Raw genomic sequence first — 20,449 nt, 5'->3', positions numbered from 1 at the left:
CCGGTATCTTTGAGTACATCGAAGTTTTTTATAACCGACTGCGCAGGCACTCTGCCAATGGCTATGTAAGCCCGGCAGAGTTTGAAAGGATTGCGGCTACTGCCGCATAGTTAGAGTGTCTACTTTTTGTGGGTAGGACCAAGTCGTGTGGCCAATTTTGGCCGAGGTTGGAATAGTGTGTTTGCGATAAAGAGTGATATGTGCGGGTAAAGCTTAACCAGCCATCATTGTAATCAACTTCAACTTCAACTTCAACTTCAACTTCAACTTCAACTTCAACTTCAACTTCTACCTTGTCACCCGTTTTCACGTTGCAAGGGTTCCCCTCTAAGCCACAACTTCCCTGGTCGAGCATGAGTTTTCCATAGACAGAAAAGGAAGGACCCGAGGTGCAACCCGCCGCCCAGCTAGGGGCTACACCAGGTTCGGGTCCGGTCCAATAGGCTCCTGCCGGCAAGATGCCTGTAGGGCACTGGTAATAGCGATCTCTCCAGGCTACTGCACTACTTTGGCTGTCATAACAGGTTTCATCCAACTGGTTATAATAATGTCGTGTTATGTCATAGTATTGTTCTTCTAAACGGCTTTCGCCGCTTGGCCCATTGGTTCCATTAAAAACTCCACCACCAGAAGCCTGAGCGTAAATATGCCATCCTTGGGGAGAGACTGTTGTTGAAGAGCATTCTGGGTCAGACGTATAGTTTTCTGTCAACCACGCAATGATTGATGCTTCATTGGGAAAATGGGCTACACCTAAAAGTTGGTAATCCCACTCTGTGCGGACCTGGTTATAATGAGGTCCATCATAGTGGTAGTTGATCGTCGATCCAGAAGTTATTCCACTGTATTTGCGAATGGTTTTATCAGAGTATTTCGTATCTGAAGACCGCACTGCACTAGCTGCTTGGGCTTCCGTATTAAAAATTCCTGGAGGGACGGTTGGATTTGTTGTCCAGGTTAATTTGGGGGCATTTTCTGCCCACGTGCTAGAGCAAAGAGTGAGTGAAATATAAACAGCTGCTATTAATTTGCTTTTGATTTCTGGCACGACAATTTCCTTTTGTTCAGTTGGTACGCAGTCTGTTGGGCAAGATCTTTGCGGGTGAGTAAAAATCTTTTGGCTCAGATTTTGACGCTGCTTAGTATTCGGTAACGCACTACATCGGGAGGGGTATAGACGACAAGGTACGTGGGTGCTGGGAGCCGTCGACTGAAGAAAGTAGTAGGAAGCTTAATAATGAGGGAGTACAAAAAAGATTAAGATGAGAGGCGAAGAGAAGCACTGTATATCCCTATATTGTGAAACTAGCATCCAATACCAAGGCTAAAAAGTACGTGTACATTGCAGGCCTGTCAAGCTGCGCCTATACACTAGTAAACCAGCTTTGGTTTCCGGTTTAGTGCTTTCCTCTATCGTTTCATAGGCCCCCCCCCCTCCGCGCGCGCGGAGAGTAAGTGCCATTCGGGTCAGGTACAACTTCGCAACCTCCTTCAATTTCATTTCCTCCAAAGTTTTCCTGACGCTTCACGTGGCGTAAACTGCACTTGGTTATTGAATGGTTACAAGGATGTGAGAAGGGGGGAGTGGGGCAGGTACAACTTTCCCATTTCCTCCAATTTCTTATTATCCGAAACCGCCGAGAGTAACTCCCTGAAACATAAAAGCAGTCATCGCGTGCCCACAATCGAGTGGGGTAACCTGGCACGGGCTGGCAATACCAGGCCAATAGGGTTGCGCAAGCCATGCGGCTTAAAGCCCTTCAAAAAGCGCACCTGACATGAAGCGCTGTAGAGACCAAAAGAATAAACAACACTGGCTTTCCCTGGCCACATTAACAGTGGGCCTCTCACTTCAGTCCCCGCTATTGTTCGGCCTGGATGATCCAGATGCCCTGGAGCCTGCCGAGCCTGGCTCCAGCGTTGATGGGGGCCTGGAAGAAATTGTCGTCACGGCACAAAAGCGCGAGCAGGATCGGAGGGATGTGCCTTTAGCCGTATCCGTCGTTTCCGCTGAAGATCTTAAGCGATGGGCAATACGTGATGTGCAGGCGCTGCCGGAGAGCATTCCTTTTCTAACAGTCCAGCAAAGCGGTTCGGTAGTGGCGACAACGCTATCAATTCGTGGGCTTGGCACATCGGCCTCCAACGCCGGGCTGGAACCTTCAGTCGGTGTGTTTATTGACGATGTCTATCAAAGTCGCGCCGCCAACATCATAGGGGATTTACTCGATGTGGAGCGTATTGAGGTACTCCGTGGGCCACAAAGTACCCTGTACGGGAAAAATACCTCCGCGGGTGTGGTCTCGATAATCACCAAGGCTCCAGCCAGAGAGCCCCACTACACAGCGAACCTGGGCGCGGGTAACTATGGCGACCAGCAGGTTCGGCTATCTGCCACTGGCCCCATCACCGAGCAGCTGTTCTACCGGGTCAGCACTGGCTGGCACGAGCGCGATGGTTTTTACCAGAACAGCTATGACGGCAGTGAGCTCAATAACCGCGACCGCTGGGCGACGCGGGGGCAGCTGTTGTTTGAGCCGGACGATGCCCTGTCGCTGCGGTTTGTCGGGGAGTACGACGGCGTGGATGAGTTGTGCTGTGCCGCCCCGTTTGTTATTCACCAGCCGCACAATGCGGCTGCGATAGCGCTGCTTGGGGGCAGTGCCATCGCTATCGACCCCGATTCGCGCAGGGTTGCGGTTAACAACCAGGTCGCCTATCAGCACGATCAGTGGCGGCTGTCGTTCCACGTTGAGTGGGATTTAGGCGCCGTCAAGGCAACGTCGATCAGTGCGTACCAGGACTTTGAGATGGATACGGGGATTGATGGCGATTTTAGCGATCTGGACCTGCTGAGTGACGAATCCCGGCGCTCTGACCGAAACAGGGTCATTACCCAGGAGTTCCGGCTGCAATCCAACACCAATCACCCCCTGCAATGGCTCGGTGGACTCTATGTTTATCATCAGCAATTCGATCATCGTCAAAGAGCCAGCTACGGGGGAGATATGCGGCCGTTTATCGATGTGTCTACCACGGCATTGGCGGGCGGAACGCCGCTGGTCGATCCGAGCCCGGTCAGTGTTCTGGAGCAGCAGGTGCTGGGCTTGCCGGCGAACACCTTGATTGCGGAGGGCGACGGCGTACAACACGCCAGTTACGATTTAATTTCCCGCAGCGTGGCGCTTTATGGCCAGACGGATTGGCGATTGACCGAGCGGCTCACCGTCAGTGCGGGTCTGCGTTATAGCTATGAAGAAAAAAAACTGGATGCCCGCTATACCATTGACGCACCGTTTTCGGCCCTGGACCTCTCTCCAGGTGGGGCGATTGCAAGTATCAATCCGGCCTTTACCGCCTTGAGTGCCCTGCAGTTGTTCCCTCCCATCGAGGACCAGCAGTCATCCCGCGACGACGATAATCTGTCCGGCAGCGTAAGCCTGACATACAAGTTGAACGAATGGCTCAGCCTCTACAGCAGCCTGCGCCGGGGGTTCAAATCCGGCGGTTTTCAGGTCACCAGTTTTATTCCCGACAGCGGTATTGAATTTGACGAGGAGATCGTTGATGCCGTTGAGTTGGGATTGATGGCTGAGGGCAGAGAAAAACAGTGGCGTCTGAACCTGACGGCGTTTCACCAGCACGTCGACGGTTACCAAGTATTTGTCATTGAGAATAATACCAGTGTTGTCAGCAATGCCAGCGATGTGGAAATCAGCGGGGTTGAACTCGAAGGCCTGGCCAGAATCAGCCGCCAGCTCTCAGTTGCGATTAACGCCAGCTATACCGAGAGTGAATTTGTCAGTTTTGACAATGGGCCATGCCCGGCATTCAGTGCTGAGGTGCAATGCGATCTATCCGGCAGGCCGCTGCCCAATGTGCCGCACTGGGCGCTGACCGCATCCGTCGTTCATGTGGCGCCTGTCGGCTCGTTCGAGTTGACGTCGGCCTTGCAGTATTTTTATAAAGGCAGTCGTTATGCTTCGCCGGATCTTGATCCTGTGACGTACCAGGGTGAGGTGAATCTGGTTAATGCCAGCATTCGGCTCTCGGATAAACGGGCTGGCTGGAATGTCAGCTTATGGGCCAGAAACCTGACCGATGAGTACTACGTTGACCAGATGTTTGATTCAGTCGTGTTCCCCGGCGATCAGCACAGCTTTCCCGCTGAGCCGCGCACCTATGGATTAGCTGTTGGGCTGACATTTTAACTGTGAAGGTGGCGGCTCAAACAGCGAGGGCTCTCCCTGTTTGATCCAGTCGGGAATCACTTGTTTGCCGTGCAGGCTGAGCATAATCGTGACAAAGCCACGTAACACATTGGCCCGGTGCTGCTCGCGGCTGCAATTATTCAACGCGATATAGTGCAGGACTCTCAGGAAGTTGCTGGTGGATGCATGTCATGCAACAGCGCCAGCACAAAAGGAATTTTTCCTATATGAGATTCTCCCCGCGCCGAATACTGTCCTGACTCATAAACAGAGAAAGGGGATAGGGGCGAGCCTGAAACCAAAGTGTATCGGTACGACCCTACGGCCATCGCTAACGCATGATTTCCCATGCAACAGAAGACGAAGGTCAAGCGTCTGCCGATATCAACAAGCTAACCATCATTTGGTGCGGTCGATGAAGCCTACCTCAAAGACCGTCTTTCGTTATCCCTTAACGAACAGCCTTGTACGGTGCCGGGCGTTGTGGTCTTGCCAGATGGCGGCATGAGCTTTGACTGGTGCGGATATCGCGACACCAATACTCTTGCCTTCCCTGGCATAGAAGCCGCCTGAAAATGGATCTATCCCCTTTTGTTTTTAACATGATCGCAGTAGGAGCGAAGTATGGCGGTTACATTTCGACGCGGCGCCTTGTCTGTATTAATAGCTACGGCTTTAAGCCCGGGTTTCAGTCATGCTGCTGAGCCTGATCTACAACTTGAAAATATCGAAGTCGTCGGTATCACACCTCTAGATGGCGTAGGCTTGGAGGCCGATAAGATTCCAGGCAATGTGCAAACGGCCACCGCTGAGGATATCGAACGTCAACAGGCACTGGATATTTCTGATTTTATGAATCAGACAATGATGAGTATCAGTATCAACCAGGCACAAAACAATCCGTTTCAACCGGATTTAAAATTCCGTGGTTTTACCGCTTCGCCATTAGTGGGTAATGCTCAGGGTATCTCTGTTTATCAGGATGGCATACGTATCAACGAACCCTTTGGTGATGCCGTCAATTTTGAGCTATTACCAAAATCTGCGATTGCCAGCATGAACATGATGTCGGGTTCCAATCCGTTATTCGGTTTGAATACATTGGGTGGCGCATTGTCCATCGAAACCAAAAATGGTTTCACTCACCCGGGACATAGTCTTGAAGCTTATAGCGGTTCATTTGGCCGTGATTCCGGCACGATCGAAAGTGGTGGCAGTAATGACAATTTTGCTTATTTTGTAACGGGTTCGATTACCAAAGAAGATGGTTGGCGGGATTTTTCACCTTCCAGGGTTGAGCAGCTCTTTACCAATTTAAGTTACCGAAATGAAACCAGCAGTCTGGATCTGGGTATTACCGCGGTAGACAGCGACTTGAATGGTAACGGAGCTTCTCCAATTGAACTGGTGGCGGATGATCGCGAGGCCGTATTTACCCATCCGGATAATACGCAAAATGAATTGCGCATGGTTACCCTGAATGGCTCCCATTGGGCTAATGACAACATGCTGTTGTCCGCCAACACCTATTACCGTCGCAGCGATCGCTCGACATTCAATGGTGATGGTTCAGAGCTTGAAATTGACGGTGCCAACATCGTTGATGATGACGGGGAAGTGATTACGCCATTTGCACCTTTAGGTTTTGATGGCAGCGAAGAATTTATCGCACTCAACAATACCAGTAAAACCGAGCAAGATAGCTATGGCTTTGGTTTGCAGTCTACTTTTTTAAATGATTTGTTCGAGCGCAACAATCAGCTGGTTGTGGGTGTTTCCTACGATAGCTCGGATGTAACGCATTCCTCGCAGTCTGAAATTGCCCGCTTTACGGATACCCGCGGCACAGATGGAACCGGTTTCATTATTGATGAAACGGTGGTTGATGGCGATATTGAAACGGATACGTTCAGTCTGTTCTTCACCAACACGCTCTCACTAACAGAGCGTTTGGACTTGACGGTTGGCGGTCGCTATAACTGGATCCAGATTGATATTTCCGGTACCAGTGAAGGTGGTGAGCAGGATTTGAACGAGTCGGGCAACAAGCATGTATTCAAACGCTTTAACCCGACTGCCGGTTTAACCTATGCATGGCGGGACAACCTGACTGTCTATGGTAACTACAGTGAATCCAATCGCGCGCCAACCCCGTCTGAACTAACCTGTTCTGAAGAAAGTAGTCCCTGTTCCTATCCCAATGCCTTTCTGGCTGATCCGCCGCTGGATGATGTTGTCGCCAGAACCATCGAGGCCGGTTTCAGAGGCCAGAATGGTTCAATCAACTGGAATGCCGGAGCGTTTTATACCCAGCTGAAAGATGATTTGTTTTTCTTCCCGGATGTTGAGGATGATGTGAGCGACCCGCGTCTGACGTTGGGTAATTTTGATAATATCGATAAAACAGCTCGAGCCGGTTTGGAGTTGGCTGTCAATGGTCACCAGGAGAGACTGCGCTGGTTCGCAAACTATGCCTATATCCGTGCCACGTTTGAAGATCGCTTCTTCTATGCCCGTGAAGTCGATGATGCGGTGGAAACCTTTGAAGTGAAAAAAGGCGATCGCTTGCCGGGCATTCCTGAGCACAACGTCAAAATCGGCGTCGATTACGCGTTTACACCGAAATTATCTATAGGTGCGACGGCCTCTTATCATTCAAGTCAGTACTACCGTGGTGATGAAGCAAACCAGGACAAAAAGATCAGCGGTTATCGATTGGTTAATCTGCACGGCCGTTACCAGCTGAACAAACATGTTCAGTTCTTTGCCAAAGTCGACAATCTGTTTGACAGTGAATATGAAAACTTTGGCCTGTATGGTGAACCGGATGAAGCGCCTGGCCTGGACCTGGATGACCCGCGTTTTGTTGGTGCCGGGGCCCCAAGAGCAGGCTGGATTGGATTTAAGATTGCCCTCTAAGCCAACCAGTTAGGGCCTGTTCACACTAATTCAAGCCAGCACCACAGCAGTGTCATGCCAGTCAGTTAAGCTGACTGGCATTTTTTTGCCCATAAGAAAATAAGTGCAAATGACAAGTAAGTGGGGGCGCTACAGCGCCCTAAAATCAGGTAGAGATTCCACTTACAGCGCTGTTCAGATTTCCTGGGTCAGCTTTTCTCAGTGCGATGCCAGAGGATGGCCATGAAGTATTCTTTATGGTCGCGCCTTTTTTGGGGGGGGATAATGAATACGATTGTTCGAGTGAACGTCTTTCCTGGTCCCCCTGCTTCCCGCATGATTAGTATTCCCGGCTGGGCGAAAACAGGGAATTTTGAAACCAATGGCGCAACCATTGAACCGGAGCGGTCAGGCCTTTCAAGGTGATATGGCCGGGTTCAGTTGGCCTGCAAGTGTTCATGACTCCAGGTTGCAGGACAAAAATGAGCTTAAGAAGTCTAATTAATTTACGCATTCTGTTGTCGGTGCTGCTGATTTTGATACTAGGAGGCGCGATAGCGATCTGGCAGGCGCGCCAATCAGTTGAGAGAGAACTTCGATCCTCGTTTCACCTGGTCATGCAGATGGTCAAGTCCGAAGTCAATCAAGCAGACATGATCCGGGACAATGATGATTGGCTGCAGTCAATCAAGGCGTTACGGCATCTGCGGCATGTGCAGATTGCATTGATTGATGAGCGCGACACAGTGACTGAAATATTGACTGTTTCAGAGCGCGAAGCGTCAAGAAAACCGCCTGCCTGGTTTGTCGCGGCAGTGACGACCGACTATCTGGCGGCGGAGTATCCCCTGAAGATGCCGGATGGTTCCGTGCGGCGAATTCAAATCAGTGCGGACCCCATGGATGAGATATCCGAGGCCTGGGGTGAGTCGCAAGCTTATTTTTGGTCGCTTGTGCTGATGGTGGGGGTGATCTTCCTGGCGATCAATATGGTTTTCCACTCCATGTTGCGTGCTGTCGGCACCATTTTATCCGGCCTGCGTCAGGTTGAATCGGGCGAATACGACGGAAAACTGCCCAGCATCAAAATCAGCGAGTTTGATGCGATTGCTAGCGAAGTCAATAACCTGTCGGAAGCCTTGCATTACGCCCGGCAAAACAATCAGTCATTGGCGCGACATACCCTGCATATTCAGGAGAATGAAAGACGGCATCTCTCCCGTGAGCTGCATGATGAGATGGGACAGTCATTAACAGCGGTAAAAGCCATGGCGGTAGCGAGTAAACAAGCCGATGCCGATGTGGGGGCTATTGCGGACTCGATTATCGGGATATGTAATCATTTGTCCGGCGTGGTGCGTTCGATGATGCGCACTTTACATCCTTTGAGCCTTGCTGATTTGGGGTTGGGCGCGACACTGGTTGATCTGGTCAGTGAATACCGGCGCCGGCATTCGGACCTACTCGTCACGCTGGATTATGATGACAGTCTGGAGCTGCTCAGTCATGAGGTGGCGATCCATGTATACCGGATTGTGCAGGAGTGTCTGACCAATGTGATACGGCATGCCCGTGCGGATAGCGTCAAGGTGACGGTGACACACAGCCATTCTGATGATGATGACCAGGTCGTTATCAATGTAGAGGACAACGGCATAGGCGGTCAGGCAGAAGGTGAGGGGTTCGGCGTGCGGGCCATGCGCGAGCGGGTTGAAAATCTCGGTGGGCGTTTCAGTTTTGAGTCAGAACCGGAGCAGGGGGTCAGCGTAAAAGCCAGCATGCCTTTTATAGAGAAACAGCAAGATGAATCAAAACAGGATTAGTATCCTTTTGGTCGATGACCATGAAGTTGTTCGTGCCGGATTCAGGATTCTGCTGTTATCGCAACCGTTTATCGGGGAGATTAAGGAGGTCAACCGTGGCGAACTCGTAGCCCAGGAATATGAACGGCTGCAACCGGATGTGGTCGTGATGGATTTATCCATGCCGGGTATCGGCGGCCTGGAAACGATTCGCCGTTTATACAGGCAAGCGCCGAAAGCCGTGATCCTGGTCTACAGCTTTCATGATGAACCGGTGTATGTCGAACGTGCCTTGCAGGCTGGTGCCAAAGGCTATGTCAGCAAGAACAGCGCTGCGGAGGTGCTGGCTGAAGCGGTAAGAACGGTTGCACAAGGCAAGCGTTATATCGAGCAGGCATTGCTGCCTGAGATTTGTGATGTTCGGCACCGGGATATCGAATGTTATCGTGAAGTGGTGGATTTATTGTCGCCACGGGAATTTGATGTATTTTGTCGGCTGGCGGGCGGTATGACGGTCCATGAAGCAGCGCGCGATTTGTGTCTTGGCTATAAAACAGTGGCCAATTACAACACGAAAATCAAAAGCAAACTCAAGGTCAACACTGCCGCAGAACTGGCTAATATCGCCGTCATATTGGGTGTTATCAAACCCTGATACCAGGTCATTTCCTAGCCACACTAGGTTCAAGGCAGACATCAGCAGTCGTCCCGCATGGCACACTCAATATCGACGGGATGTATGTTGTGTCCCTCAATGAGGTTCGAGTAGTAACAATTCATGGCGCGGACCAGATTGGCTAATGCTGTGACAATTCCATCAGGCAGGCTGCGCCTAAAACCCGCTGACTTTGCTGCAAGCTCTACGGCGAGTTCCGTCAAAGCCGGGCGGTGAGGGGAGCCGTCACCGATTTGCAGGGGCTCCATGATCGCGATAATTTCACCTCGGTCAGTGGTCATTTCTACGTCCGCTTCTTTCAAGGGGCTTGGGCCTTATATGTAGTTAGGGTTGCCAATAACTGAATTGTCGGACTCGTTAAGTCCGGTTTAAAGACCGACTTCGTACCCTTTTTTCTTTATGGAGCAGGGCTGGTTTTAAGTGGTCTGGTGATTGCGCCGCCAGATAAAAGTGACAGGGTTCATTTTGGGGGGAGATCAGGACTCCATACTCTCACGGTGGATTTAACCCCCGCAGACGTTTATCCTTCGCACCTTGCCATCCAACCGTTTAGATCAGATCCCTTCGATGTCGAAAATACCGTTTTTTACCAAGCAGATCACCTCGCCGCTTACCATTCCCTCGGGCATCGTCACCACCGCGACCTCCATTATCCAGCGCATCTTTGACACCATGCCGGAAGTGGGGGTGATGACCACCAAAAGTGTCGGCCTGGCGCCCCGGGCGGGCTATCGGGAGCCGGTGATCAGCCAGTACGCCCCCGGCTGTTTCGTCAATGCGGTGGGCCTGACCAATCCCGGTGCGGAGCAGTTGGCCGCGCAACTGGCGACCCTGCGGGTGCCGGAGGACCGCTTCCTGCTCACCTCCATCTTCGGCGGCAGCGTCGAGGAATTCGTCGAGGTGGCGAAGATCATGGCGCCGGTGTCCGACGGCCTGGAGCTGAACCTGTCCTGTCCCCACGCCAAGGGCTACGGCATGGCCATGGGCCAGGACCCGGAACTGGTGCGGGAAATCACCGCGGCGGTGAAAGCCGCAGTGGATATTCCGGTGATCCCGAAGCTGACCCCCAATACCGACAATATCGCCGAGATCGCCAGGGCGGCGGTGGCCGGCGGCGCCGACGGCCTCTGTGCCATCAACACCCTGGGTCCCGGTTACACCTCCGCCCACGGCCACCCGGTGCTGAGCAACGGTGTCGGCGGCATGTCCGGCAAGGGCGTGCTGCCCATCGGCCTGAAGTGCGTGCGCGAAGTGGCCGCGGCGGTGGATTGCCCGATTATCGGCTGCGGCGGCGTCAGCAGTGCCGACGATGTGCGCGCCTACCGGGATGCGGGTGCCACCGTGGTGGGCGTGGGTTCATCCCTGGTTGGCCTGACCACCGAGCAGATGGGCCAGTATTTCAAGACGCTGGAAGCGGATATGGCCCAGGGCAGCAACGATGCCGAGCGCCTGATTCGCTACGACGTGGACATGCAGTTCCGCCCGGTGACCCTGGTGTCCAACCAGCGGGTCTGCGACGACATCTGCATCCTCACTTTTGACCGCAAGATCAATCTCAAGGCCGGCGAGTTCGTGTTCCTGTGGATTCCGGGGCTAGGTGAAAAACCCTTCTCGGCGCTCACCGACGATCCGTTCTCCCTGGCGGTGATCGACCTGGGCCTGTTCACCCACGACCTGATGAGCCTGCAGCCCGGCACCGAGGCCTATGTGCGCGGCCCCCACGGGATTCCTGTGTCTCCGCCGGAGGGTGCGAAAATCATCACCGTCAGCGGCGGCACCGGCCTGGCGGCGGTGTACCAGTTGGCCCGGGACTTCCCCGATACCGAGATTTTCACCGGCGCGCGCACTGCGGGGCGCCTCTATTTCATCGAGGAGTGCGAAAAAATCGCCCCGGTGCACATTGCCACCGATGACGGCAGCGCGGGCTACCACGGCTTTGTCACCGAGCTGCTGCGGGATTACCTGCAGGGCCTTTCCGAGGCGGAGCGCGGCAATTTGATGTTCTACAACTGTGGCCCGGCACCGATGGTGCACGCCGCCATTGCCGTGGAGCGGGAGTTCTGCGGCGACGACCGCATCCACAGCGCCGTCGACTACCTGACCAAGTGCGGAGTGGGCCTCTGTGGCGCCTGTGCGGCACCGGACGGGCGGCGGCTGTGCGTGGACGGGCCCTTTATGGATGCCTCGGCCACCACCAAGTGTGTCTAGGGTTGGTTCACGAATTAACTCCAAACGGCCTGCGGGCCGTTTTTTTATGCCCGCGCGCTGGAGATGGCCCAGATCAAATCGCCTGCGTGGGATCACCGGCTATGATTTAATCTGAAAACCGCTGTGCCGCTGAAGAGGGAGCGTTCTGGATGAAGAAATGGTTGGTCACCTTGCTGATCGCGGTGGGATTGGCGGCATTGTTCTACTACTGGTCCCGGCCGCAACCGGTGACCGTGACCGTGACAACGGTGGAACGGGGGCTGGTGGAGCGCACCGTGGCCAATACCCGCGCCGGCACGGTCAAGGCCTGTCAGCGTTCCCGGCTGGCGCTGTCCATCGGCGGTCGCATCGACCAGTTGCTGGTGAAAGAGGGCGACCAGGTCAAGGCGGGCCAGCTGTTGATGGTGCTGTGGAACAAGGACCGGGAGGCGCAGCTTGACGTGGCCAGGGCCTCGCAGCTGTCAGCCCAGCGGGAGCGCCAGAGCACCTGTATTGCCGCCCAGTCAGACCTGCGGGAGGCAAAGCGCCTCACCAATCTCGCCAGCAAGAACCTGGTCTCCGCGGAGTCCGCTGACGTGGCCGCGTCCCGCGCCCAAGCTAGCTCCGCCAGTTGCGAGGCCGCCAAGGCTAGAGAGGTACAGGCCGCAGCTACAGTGTCTGCCGCCGCGGCGGTGCTCGAGCAGACCTATTTGCGGGCGCCCTTTGACGGCGCCGTGGCGGAAGTGACCGGCGAGGTGGGGGAATACGCTACACCCTCGCCCCCCGGGGTGATGACCCCGCCGGCCATCGACCTGCTCACCGACGGCTGCCACTACATCAGTGCGCCCATCGACGAGGTGGATGCCTCCGATATCGCGGTGGGCATGCCGGTGCGGGTGACCCTGGATGCCTTCCGCGACAAAATCTTCCCGGCCAGGGTGCGGCGCATCTCGCCGTACATCCTCGACGTGGAAAAACAGGCGCGCACCGTGGAGGTGGAAGCGGAGCTGGACACGCTGCCCGAGGCTGTGCATCTGCTGGCGGGCTACAGCGCCGATATGGAGATCATTCTCGCCAGTGGCGACGGCGCCCTGCGCATTCCCTCCGAACTGATTGTCGATGACGGCTTTGTGCTGGTACTGGATGACGACGGTTATCTGCGCCGCCGGGCCATTCGCAAGGGTCTGGGCAACTGGCGCTACACCGAGGTGCTGGAAGGTCTGGCGGAGGGCGAACAGATCGTCAGCAATATCGGCAGTGCCGGGGTCGAGGTCGGCGCGCCGGCAAAAATTGGCCAGAATGCCGATGATTGAACTGCAGGGGATCAACAAGACCTACCAGGTGGGTGAATCGCCCCTGCGAGCGCTGCGGGACGTCAATATCACCATCAAAGCTGGCGAGTACCTGTCGGTGATGGGTCCCTCCGGTTCCGGCAAGTCCACCCTGCTCAATATGGTCGGCCTGCTGGATCGCCCGGACAGCGGCTGCTACCGGCTGGACGGCATCACCACCGAGCGCCTGGGGGAGGAGGCGCGGGCGCGGCTGCGGGCGGATTACATCGGTTTTATCTTCCAGGCCTTTCACCTGGTGAACCGGCTCACCACCCTGGAAAATGTCGAGCTGCCGATGATGTTGGCGGGGCTGGCCCCCAAACAGCGCCGCCAGAAGGCCATGGCCGTGCTGGAGCAGGTGGGTTTGGCCGATCGCGCCGGGCACCGCCCCAATCAACTGTCCGGTGGACAATTGCAGCGGGTGGCCATCGCCCGGGCGATCGTCATGAAACCGCGCCTGCTGCTGGCGGACGAACCCACCGGCAACCTGGACCAGGCTTCGGGACAGGAGGTGGTGGAAGTCCTGGAGGGCCTGAATAGCGAGGGCATTACCCTGTTGGTGGTAACCCACGACGGCAATCTCGGCAAACGGGCCGGGCGGCGTATTCGCATGGTGGATGGTCAGATCGAAGCTGACAGTGGTGACGGCAATGCGGCTGCTGGACCAACTGCACTTTAACGGCCAGTTGTTCCTGCGCCACCGGGTGCGCACCGCGCTGCTGTTGCTGGCGGTGGGACTCGGGGTGGCCTCGGTCATTCTGCTCACCAGCCTCGGCGAGGGCGCTCGCCGCTATATAGACCGGGAGTTTTCGGCCCTCGGCAACCAGCTGCTGATTATCCTGCCCGGTCGCAAGGAAACCACCGGCGGCGCACCGCCCATTTATGGCGCCGCCCCCCGCGACCTGACCCTGGAGGACGCCCAGGCCCTGGAACGCATTCCGGCGATCCGGGCGGTGGCGCCGGTGATCGCCGGCACCGCTCCGGTGGCGCTGGCCAGCCGTTCCCGCGAGGTCATCGTGCTGGGCAGCACCCCGGAAATTTTCCAGGTGCGCCAGCTCAACGTCTCCCAGGGCGAGATATTGCCGGAGCGCACCCGCAGCGAGGCCATGGCCATCTGTGTGCTGGGCTCCAAGTTGAAAAAGGAATTGTTCGGCAATCGCCGGGCCATCGGCGAGTGGGTGCGGGTGGGCGACCGCCGCATGCGGGTGATCGGGGTGCTGGAGGAGCGCGGTGAATCCCTCGGCCTGGATCTGCGGGATATGGTGATTGTGCCGGTGCGCACCGCCGAGCAGATGTTCAACACGCCGGGACTGTTCCGGGTGCTGATGGAGCTGGACGGCAATGCCGATTTCCCCCGCGCCGAGGCGCGGGTGCGGGCGGTGATCCGCGAGCGCCACGAGGGCGACGACGACATTACCCTGATCAGCCAGGATTCCATGCTGGCGGCGTTCAACAACATTCTTACCACCCTGACCCTGGCCATCGCCGCCATTGCCGCCATCAGCCTGTTAGTGGCCGGTATCCTGATCATGAACATCAGCCTGATTTCCGTCAGCCAGCGGCGCCAGGAGATCGGCCTGCTGAAAGCCCTCGGTGGCAGCAGTCGCCAGGTGCGGCAACTGTTCCTCGGCGAGTCATTGCTGCTGGTCAGCATGGGCTCCGCCGCCGGCATCGCCGTGGCCTGGGTGGCGGTGCTGGTGATGGCGCGGCTGTGGCCGGTGTTCCCGCTGGCGCCACCCTGGTGGTCGATGCCCGCGGCGGTGGGCACCGCGCTGTTGGCGGGGCTGGTGTTCTCGCTGATCCCGGCGCGCCGGGCGGCGGCCCTGGACCCGGTGCTGGCGCTGCGGGGGCAGGGCGGATGAGCTTCGTCGATTATGTGCGCTGGGTGGTGCGGGCATTGTGGATGCAGCGCATGCGCTCGACATTGACCATTGTCGGCTTTGCCATCGGCATCGCCGCCATGGTGCTGCTCAGTTCCCTGGGTGAGGGACTGCGGCTGTTCGTGATCCAGGAATTTACCCAGTTCGGCAGCCATATCGTCGCCATTACCCCGGGCAAGACCGAAACCTTCGGCATGAGTGGCATCCTCAATACCACCCGCCCCCTGTCCCTGGAGGATACCGAGGCGCTGAATCGTATCCCCGGCGTGCAGCAGGTGGTGCCGGTGGTGTTTGGCACCGCCCAGATCAAGGCCGTGGGGCGCAGCCGCTATACCGATGTGGCCGGGGTCGGCGCGTTGGCCGACAGGGCCTGGAAGCTGGAAGTCGCCCAGGGCTCGTTCCTGCCGGAGGAGGACGTCTACCGGGCGCGCGCTTTTGCCGTGCTGGGCAGCAAGCTGAAGCGGGAATTGTTCGGCAACGCCAATCCGCTGGGGGAATTCGTCCACATCGGCGGCAACCGCTTCCGGGTGATCGGTGTCATGGCGCCGAAGGGCCAGTTTCTCGGCACCGACCTGGACGACATGATCTATATCCCCGCCCACAAGGGCCTGCAAATTTTCAACCGCGAGAGCCTGATGGAAGTGGATATCTTCTACAGCCCTTCGGTGGCCACCAATGCCCTCACCGACAGCGTCAAGCGCCTGTTGATCGAGCGCCACGGTTTCGAGGATTTCACCATCGTCACCCAGGACCAGATGATGGCCACCATGGACAATATCCTGCGCATCCTCAAATACGCCGGCGGCGGACTGGGGGCGATCTCGCTGCTGGTGGGCGCGGTGGGCATTACCACCATCCTGATGATAACGGTGACCGAGCGCACTGCCGAAGTGGGCCTGTTGCGGGCACTGGGCAGTACCCGCCGCCAGGTGCGCAACCTGTTTCTGGGGGAGGCGGTGATGCTGGGGTTGATCGGCGGTCTGGCGGGGGTGCTGGTGATCGCGCTACTGGTGCTGTCGGCGCAGCTATTCGTTCCGGCGCTGCCGGTGGCGCTGCAAGCCGATATGGTGGTGGCGGCGCTATTGGTCTCCATGCTGATCGGGCTGATGGCGGGGGTGCGCCCGGCACTGAACGCGACCAAACTCAGTCCTATCGATGCGCTCAGGGCTGAATGACGCGCTCAGGGCCTCAACCCCCAATTAGTCTTCAATCGGAAAGGAAATCAGTTCCGGCGGCTGCTCGCCTTCAACGAGGATATACCAGCCACGGCGGTGCCAGTCCCCCAGCACCAGCCGCTCGCCACCGGGCAGGCTGTGGCGATCCGGGCGGTGGGTGTGGCCGTGGATCATGCGCTTCACCCCGAAGTCTTTGAGGAATCGTCGCACCTCGGCGGTGCTGACATCCATGATGTTGTCCGCCTTGTTGGCGTTGGCCGCCATGCTCTTGCGGCGCCAGTCGGCGGCAATGCGCTGGCGCTTCTTCAGGGGCAGGTTGCGCAGCACAAACTTCACCAGCGGGTTGCGGGAAATGCGCCGAAACTTCTGGTAGGCCTCATCCTCGGTGCACAGGGTATCGCCGTGCAGCAGCAGGACTTTTTGCCCGCCCAGTTTGGCGATGTGGTGTTGGGGCAGCAGGGTGCTGCCGGTCTCCCGGGCGAAGCGCCGGCCGATCATGAAATCCCGGTTGCCGTGCAGGAAGTACAGCCTGGTGCCGCTGTCGCTGAGCTGTTTCAGCTCGCCGATCACCTCCCGGGCCAGGGGGGCCGGGTCGTCATCGCCGATCCAGGACTCGAACAGGTCGCCGAGGATGTACAGGGCCTCGGCCTGGCGGGCCTCAGCGTGCAGAAAAGCCAAAAATGCCCGGGTGACCGCCGGGCGTTCTGGGGAGAGATGCAGGTCGGAGATCAGCAGTGTGGACATCGCCGCAGCCTGTCGGACCTGCGCCGGGGACGATTACTTGTCCGCATACTCTTCGCCAACGGTGACCTTCTGGATTTCCACCGGCGCGGTCGGAACGTCCTGGTGCATACCGTTGCGGCCAGTCGCTACTTCCTTGATCTGGTTGACGACGTCCATACCGTCGACCACCTTGCCAAATACCGCGTAGCCCCAGCCCTGGGGGTTCTTGCCGGAATGGTTGAGGAAGGTGTTGTTGGAGACATTGATAAAGAACTGCGAGCTGGCGGAATGCGGATCGCTGGTACGCGCCATGGCCAGGGTGCCGGCTTCGTTGGCCAGGCCGTTGTCGGCTTCGTTCTCGATCGGGTCGCCGGCAGCCTTGTGCTGCATGTCGGGGGTGAAACCGCCGCCCTGGATCATGAAGCCGTCGATCACGCGGTGGAAGATGGTGCCTTCGTAGAAACCGTCGCGGCAGTACTTCAGGAAGTTGGCAGCGGAAACAGGCGCCTTGTCAAAGTTCAGTTCGATGCGGATGTCGCCGTAATTGGTGTGCAGGGTAATCATGTGGCTTGGTTCCTGTAACGGTCAAAAGAGGTCCGTATGGTACGTTTTTCGGTGGTTAATGAAAACCGTTCCGGGGTTACGGGCTGTGGGTGTCTTCCGGGCGCAGGTGGGGGGTGATCACCGGCGGTTCGATCCGCGCCTGCCAGCCCTGTACCGCCGCACACAGCAGAATCAGGCCGATGCCCAACCACATGACCGAATTCGGGAAGAACTGCCAGAACAGTATATCCACCCCGGTGACCATGATGATCGAGGTGTATTCGAAGGGCGCCACCACCACCGGCTTGCCGATGCGAAAGGCCGCCACCATCAGGATGAAACCGAACGCACAACAACTGCCGGACAGCAGAATCAGTACCCAATCGACAGTGCCGATGGCAATCCATTCGCCGGGCCAGAACAGCGACAGCAGCAACAGCGGAAAGTAGATATAGAAATTCATCGACCAGTCCGACTCGGTGCGCGACAGGTAGCGCGACCACAGGATCATGCCGGCGTAGGACAGCGGTAGGGTCAGCAGTGCGACATAATTCCAGCCCAGCTGGGAAAAATCCGGTTTCAGCACCAGGCAGACGCCGACAAAGCCGGTGAGGGTGGCCAGCCACTGCACGGTGTTGGCGTTTTCCCGCAGCACCAGCGGCGAAATGGCCGAGATAACAATCGGTGCCCCGGCCAGCGCTGCCGCCACTGCGCTCATGGGAAAGTACTTCACCGCCACGTAGTAACCGAGGCTGATCAGCGCGAAGAACAGACTGCGCAACAGGTGGTGCAGCGGCTTGCTGATTTTCAGCAGCGCCACCCGGCCGCTGGCCACCACGATGAGGGTAAGCACCAGAATTGAGGCGGCGGTGCGCAGGCACATCAACTGGCCGAGGGGGATGCTTTCCAGCAGCTTCTTCGCCACCGAGTCGCCGAGCAGGAAGATCAGCAGGCACAGTTGCAGGTAGAGAATGGCGCGGGTGTTGGGTCGCATGAAGGGCGGTGCTCTGGAAAACTTGGGCTCTGGGGCGATCAGTTGTTTATACGCTGTTCCCCGGAGGCTATAATCCGGCTCTTTTTTACGGAGGATGGCCCCTGCGGCCCGGCAGTATGGCAGACGATAATAAACCGCTCAATTTTATTCAGCAGATTATCAGCCGCGACCTCGCCGAGGGCGCGGTAGAGAAGGTGGTGACCCGCTTTCCGCCGGAACCCAACGGTTACCTGCACATCGGTCACGCCAAATCCATCTGCCTGAATTTTGGCCTGGCGGCCCAGTACGGCGGTGCCTGCAACCTGCGCTTTGACGACACCAACCCGGAGAAGGAAGAGGACGAATACGTCAACGCCATCATCGAGGATGTGCGCTGGCTCGGCTTCCAGTGGGACGGTGAAATCCGCTACGCCTCCAACTATTTCGACCAGCTCTACGGCTGGGCCCAGCAGCTGATCCGCGAGGGCAAGGCCTTTGTCTGCGAGCTGAACGCCGAGCAGATGCGCGAGTACCGCGGCACCCTCACCGAGGCGGGCAAGAATAGCCCCTGGCGCGACCGCGCCGTCGCGGAAAACCTGGCTCTGTTAGAACAGATGAAAAACGGCGACATCGCCGAGGGCCGCATGACCCTGCGTGCCAAAATCGACATGGCCTCGCCCAATATCAATATGCGCGACCCGGTGCTGTACCGCATCAAGAAGCGCGCCCACCACCGCACCGGCGACAAGTGGAATATCTACCCCTCCTACGATTTCGCCCACGGCCAGGAAGATGCCATCGAGGGGGTGACCCACTCCATCTGCACCCTGGAGTTCGCCGCCAACCGACCCCTCTACGAGTGGTTTATCGACAATCTGCCGGTGCCGTCCAGGCCGCACCAGTACGAGTTTGGCCGCCTCAACCTGAACTACAACATCACCAGCAAGCGCAAACTCAAGCAGCTGGTGGATGAGAACCATGTGGATGGCTGGAACGATCCGCGCATGCCCACCATTTCCGGCCTGCGCCGTCGCGGTGTATCGCCGGCGGCGATCCGCAACTTCTGCGACAGCCTGGCGGTGGCCAAGACCGACGGCGTGGTGGACATGGCCCAGTTCGAGCACTTTATTCGCGACGACCTGAACGACAACGCCGCCCGCGCCATGTGCGTGCTGAACCCGCTGAAAGTCACCTTCACCAATGTGGCCGAGGGTGAGGTGGAAATGCTCAGCGCCGCCGGTCATCCCAACCGTGATGATCTGGGCGAACGCCAATTGCCGTTTACCCGGGAAATTTATATCGACCGGGAAGACTTCAACGAGGACAGCAGCCTGTCCCGCAAGAAATTCAAGCGGCTGGTGCCCGGCGAGTGGGTGCGGTTGCGTGGAGGTTATGTCATCCAGGCCAACGACATGGTGAAGGATGCATCGGGTGAGATTGTCGAAATTTTGGCAGAAATTATCCCCGGTACGCTTGGGGAAGATCCACCGGAAGGTATCCGCCCCCGCGGCGTGATTCACTGGGTGTCGGCTACAGAGTGTGTGGATTGCGAAGTGCGCCTCTACGACCGGCTGTTCAGCGATCCGGCCCCGGAGGCGGGCGAGCGCAATTTCCTGGATTTCATCAACCCCGAGTCGCTGCAGATCCTGCAGGGCTGCAAGGGCGAAATCGGCCTGGCGGATGCTTCTGTGGGCGATCACTACCAGTTCGAGCGGGAGGGCTATTTCTGCCTCGACAGCCGCTACAGCAGCGCCGACAAGCCGGTATTCAACCGCACCATCGGCCTGCGGGATACCTGGAAAGACTGATTGCGACATTAACTGGCACTGAATTCACAGCGGGCCGCCCGGTGGCCCCAAAAAATGAAAGAACCGAGCACCATGGCACTGACACTGTATAACACCCTGACCCGGCAGAAAGAGGTCTTCAAACCCATCGAAGCGGGCAAGATTCGCATGTACGTGTGCGGCATCACCGTCTACGACTACTGCCATATCGGTCACGCCCGGGTGCTGGTGGCGTTCGACGTCATCACCCGCTACCTGCGCTG

The 20,449-nt window shown here is 57.2% G+C and carries 16 protein-coding genes and 1 pseudogene; 12 read left to right on the top strand and 5 right to left on the bottom strand.

All coding sequences use genetic code 11. The features are described 5' to 3' along the window. Nucleotides 1-110: IS3 family transposase (locus ABY948_RS04770; protein WP_461481369.1), on the top strand; the 110-nt coding region annotated here is incomplete at its 5' end. Here the strand turns inward: ABY948_RS04770 and ABY948_RS04765 are convergent. Continuing rightward, entirely contained in the window at nt 62-1,048 is a 987-nt protein-coding gene (locus ABY948_RS04765) for a hypothetical protein (RefSeq protein WP_461481368.1), read from the bottom strand. The genes ABY948_RS04770 and ABY948_RS04765 overlap by 49 nt on opposite strands. 730 nt (nt 1,049-1,778) lie before the next feature. On the opposite strand from ABY948_RS04765, the gene ABY948_RS04760 reads away from it, so the two are divergent. From ABY948_RS04760 to ABY948_RS04745, 4 genes are all read left to right on the top strand, one after another. Beyond that, nucleotides 1,779-4,211: a TonB-dependent receptor gene (locus ABY948_RS04760; protein WP_461481367.1), complete on the top strand. Its 2,433-nt coding sequence runs from the start codon at nt 1,779-1,781 to the stop codon at nt 4,209-4,211. Between the two features lie 624 nt (nt 4,212-4,835). Next, on the top strand, nt 4,836-7,130 hold the full coding sequence (locus ABY948_RS04755) for a TonB-dependent receptor (protein WP_461481366.1): 2,295 nt from the start codon (nt 4,836-4,838) through the stop codon (nt 7,128-7,130). A gap of 461 nt (nt 7,131-7,591) precedes the next feature. After that, nucleotides 7,592-8,932 carry a sensor histidine kinase gene (locus tag ABY948_RS04750; protein ID WP_461481365.1) on the top strand — a complete coding sequence of 447 codons (1,341 nt, stop codon included), beginning with the start codon at nt 7,592-7,594 and terminating at the stop codon, nt 8,930-8,932. Further along, nucleotides 8,913-9,566 (top strand): response regulator, encoded by a 654-nt coding sequence (locus tag ABY948_RS04745; RefSeq protein ID WP_461481364.1) that lies wholly within the window; start codon nt 8,913-8,915, stop codon nt 9,564-9,566. Before ABY948_RS04750 ends, ABY948_RS04745 begins: the two co-directional genes overlap by 20 nt. A gap of 41 nt (nt 9,567-9,607) precedes the next feature. Here the strand turns inward: ABY948_RS04745 and ABY948_RS04740 are convergent, their stop codons facing one another. After that, complete coding sequence (locus ABY948_RS04740) at nt 9,608-9,889, bottom strand: hypothetical protein (RefSeq protein WP_461481363.1); 282 nt, start codon at nt 9,887-9,889, stop codon at nt 9,608-9,610. 265 nt (nt 9,890-10,154) lie between these two features. Between ABY948_RS04740 and ABY948_RS04735 the strand changes: the two genes are divergently transcribed. From ABY948_RS04735 to ABY948_RS04715, 5 genes are all read left to right on the top strand, one after another. Then, the gene (locus tag ABY948_RS04735) at nt 10,155-11,795 is read left to right on the top strand and encodes a tRNA-dihydrouridine synthase (RefSeq protein ID WP_461481362.1); all 1,641 of its coding nucleotides are present in this window, start codon (nt 10,155-10,157) and stop codon (nt 11,793-11,795) included. A gap of 149 nt (nt 11,796-11,944) precedes the next feature. Then, nucleotides 11,945-13,087, top strand: coding sequence for an efflux RND transporter periplasmic adaptor subunit (locus ABY948_RS04730; protein WP_461481361.1), 1,143 nt, complete (start codon nt 11,945-11,947; stop codon nt 13,085-13,087). Beyond that, nucleotides 13,080-13,784, top strand: a complete 705-nt coding sequence (locus ABY948_RS04725; RefSeq protein WP_461481360.1) for an ABC transporter ATP-binding protein — start codon at nt 13,080-13,082, stop codon at nt 13,782-13,784. Before ABY948_RS04730 ends, ABY948_RS04725 begins: the two co-directional genes overlap by 8 nt. Then, nucleotides 13,756-14,967, top strand: coding sequence for an ABC transporter permease (locus ABY948_RS04720; RefSeq protein ID WP_461481359.1), 1,212 nt, complete (start codon nt 13,756-13,758; stop codon nt 14,965-14,967). Before ABY948_RS04725 ends, ABY948_RS04720 begins: the two co-directional genes overlap by 29 nt. Further along, complete coding sequence (locus ABY948_RS04715; RefSeq protein WP_461481358.1) at nt 14,964-16,160, top strand: ABC transporter permease; 1,197 nt, start codon at nt 14,964-14,966, stop codon at nt 16,158-16,160. The genes ABY948_RS04720 and ABY948_RS04715 overlap by 4 nt, the downstream gene beginning before the upstream one ends. A gap of 24 nt (nt 16,161-16,184) precedes the next feature. Here the strand turns inward: ABY948_RS04715 and ABY948_RS04710 are convergent, their stop codons facing one another. The 3 genes from ABY948_RS04710 to ABY948_RS04700 all read right to left on the bottom strand — a co-directional run bounded on the left by ABY948_RS04710 (nt 16,185) and on the right by ABY948_RS04700 (nt 18,420). Beyond that, nucleotides 16,185-16,904: a UDP-2,3-diacylglucosamine diphosphatase gene (locus ABY948_RS04710; protein WP_461481357.1), complete on the bottom strand. Its 720-nt coding sequence runs from the start codon at nt 16,902-16,904 to the stop codon at nt 16,185-16,187. Between the two features lie 33 nt (nt 16,905-16,937). Beyond that, nucleotides 16,938-17,447, bottom strand: coding sequence for a peptidylprolyl isomerase (locus tag ABY948_RS04705; RefSeq protein ID WP_461481356.1), 510 nt, complete (start codon nt 17,445-17,447; stop codon nt 16,938-16,940). Between the two features lie 76 nt (nt 17,448-17,523). Next, nucleotides 17,524-18,420 (bottom strand): DMT family transporter, encoded by an 897-nt coding sequence (locus ABY948_RS04700; protein WP_461481355.1) that lies wholly within the window; start codon nt 18,418-18,420, stop codon nt 17,524-17,526. Between the two features lie 116 nt (nt 18,421-18,536). Here ABY948_RS04700 and ABY948_RS04695 point away from each other — a divergent pair, with 116 nt between their 5' ends. Together ABY948_RS04695 and ABY948_RS04690 are read left to right on the top strand one after the other, a co-directional pair. Further along, the gene (locus ABY948_RS04695; protein ID WP_461481354.1) at nt 18,537-20,207 is read left to right on the top strand and encodes a glutamine--tRNA ligase/YqeY domain fusion protein; all 1,671 of its coding nucleotides are present in this window, start codon (nt 18,537-18,539) and stop codon (nt 20,205-20,207) included. 54 nt (nt 20,208-20,261) lie between these two features. Beyond that, a pseudogene (locus tag ABY948_RS04690) lies at nt 20,262-20,449 on the top strand (cysteine--tRNA ligase); the annotation flags it as partial.

Source organism: Porticoccus sp., assembly GCF_041592135.1.
Classification (GTDB): domain Bacteria; phylum Pseudomonadota; class Gammaproteobacteria; order Pseudomonadales; family Porticoccaceae; genus Porticoccus.
Note: the sequence above shows the minus strand (reverse complement) of the source record. Positions and strands in the feature narration are given on the sequence as shown.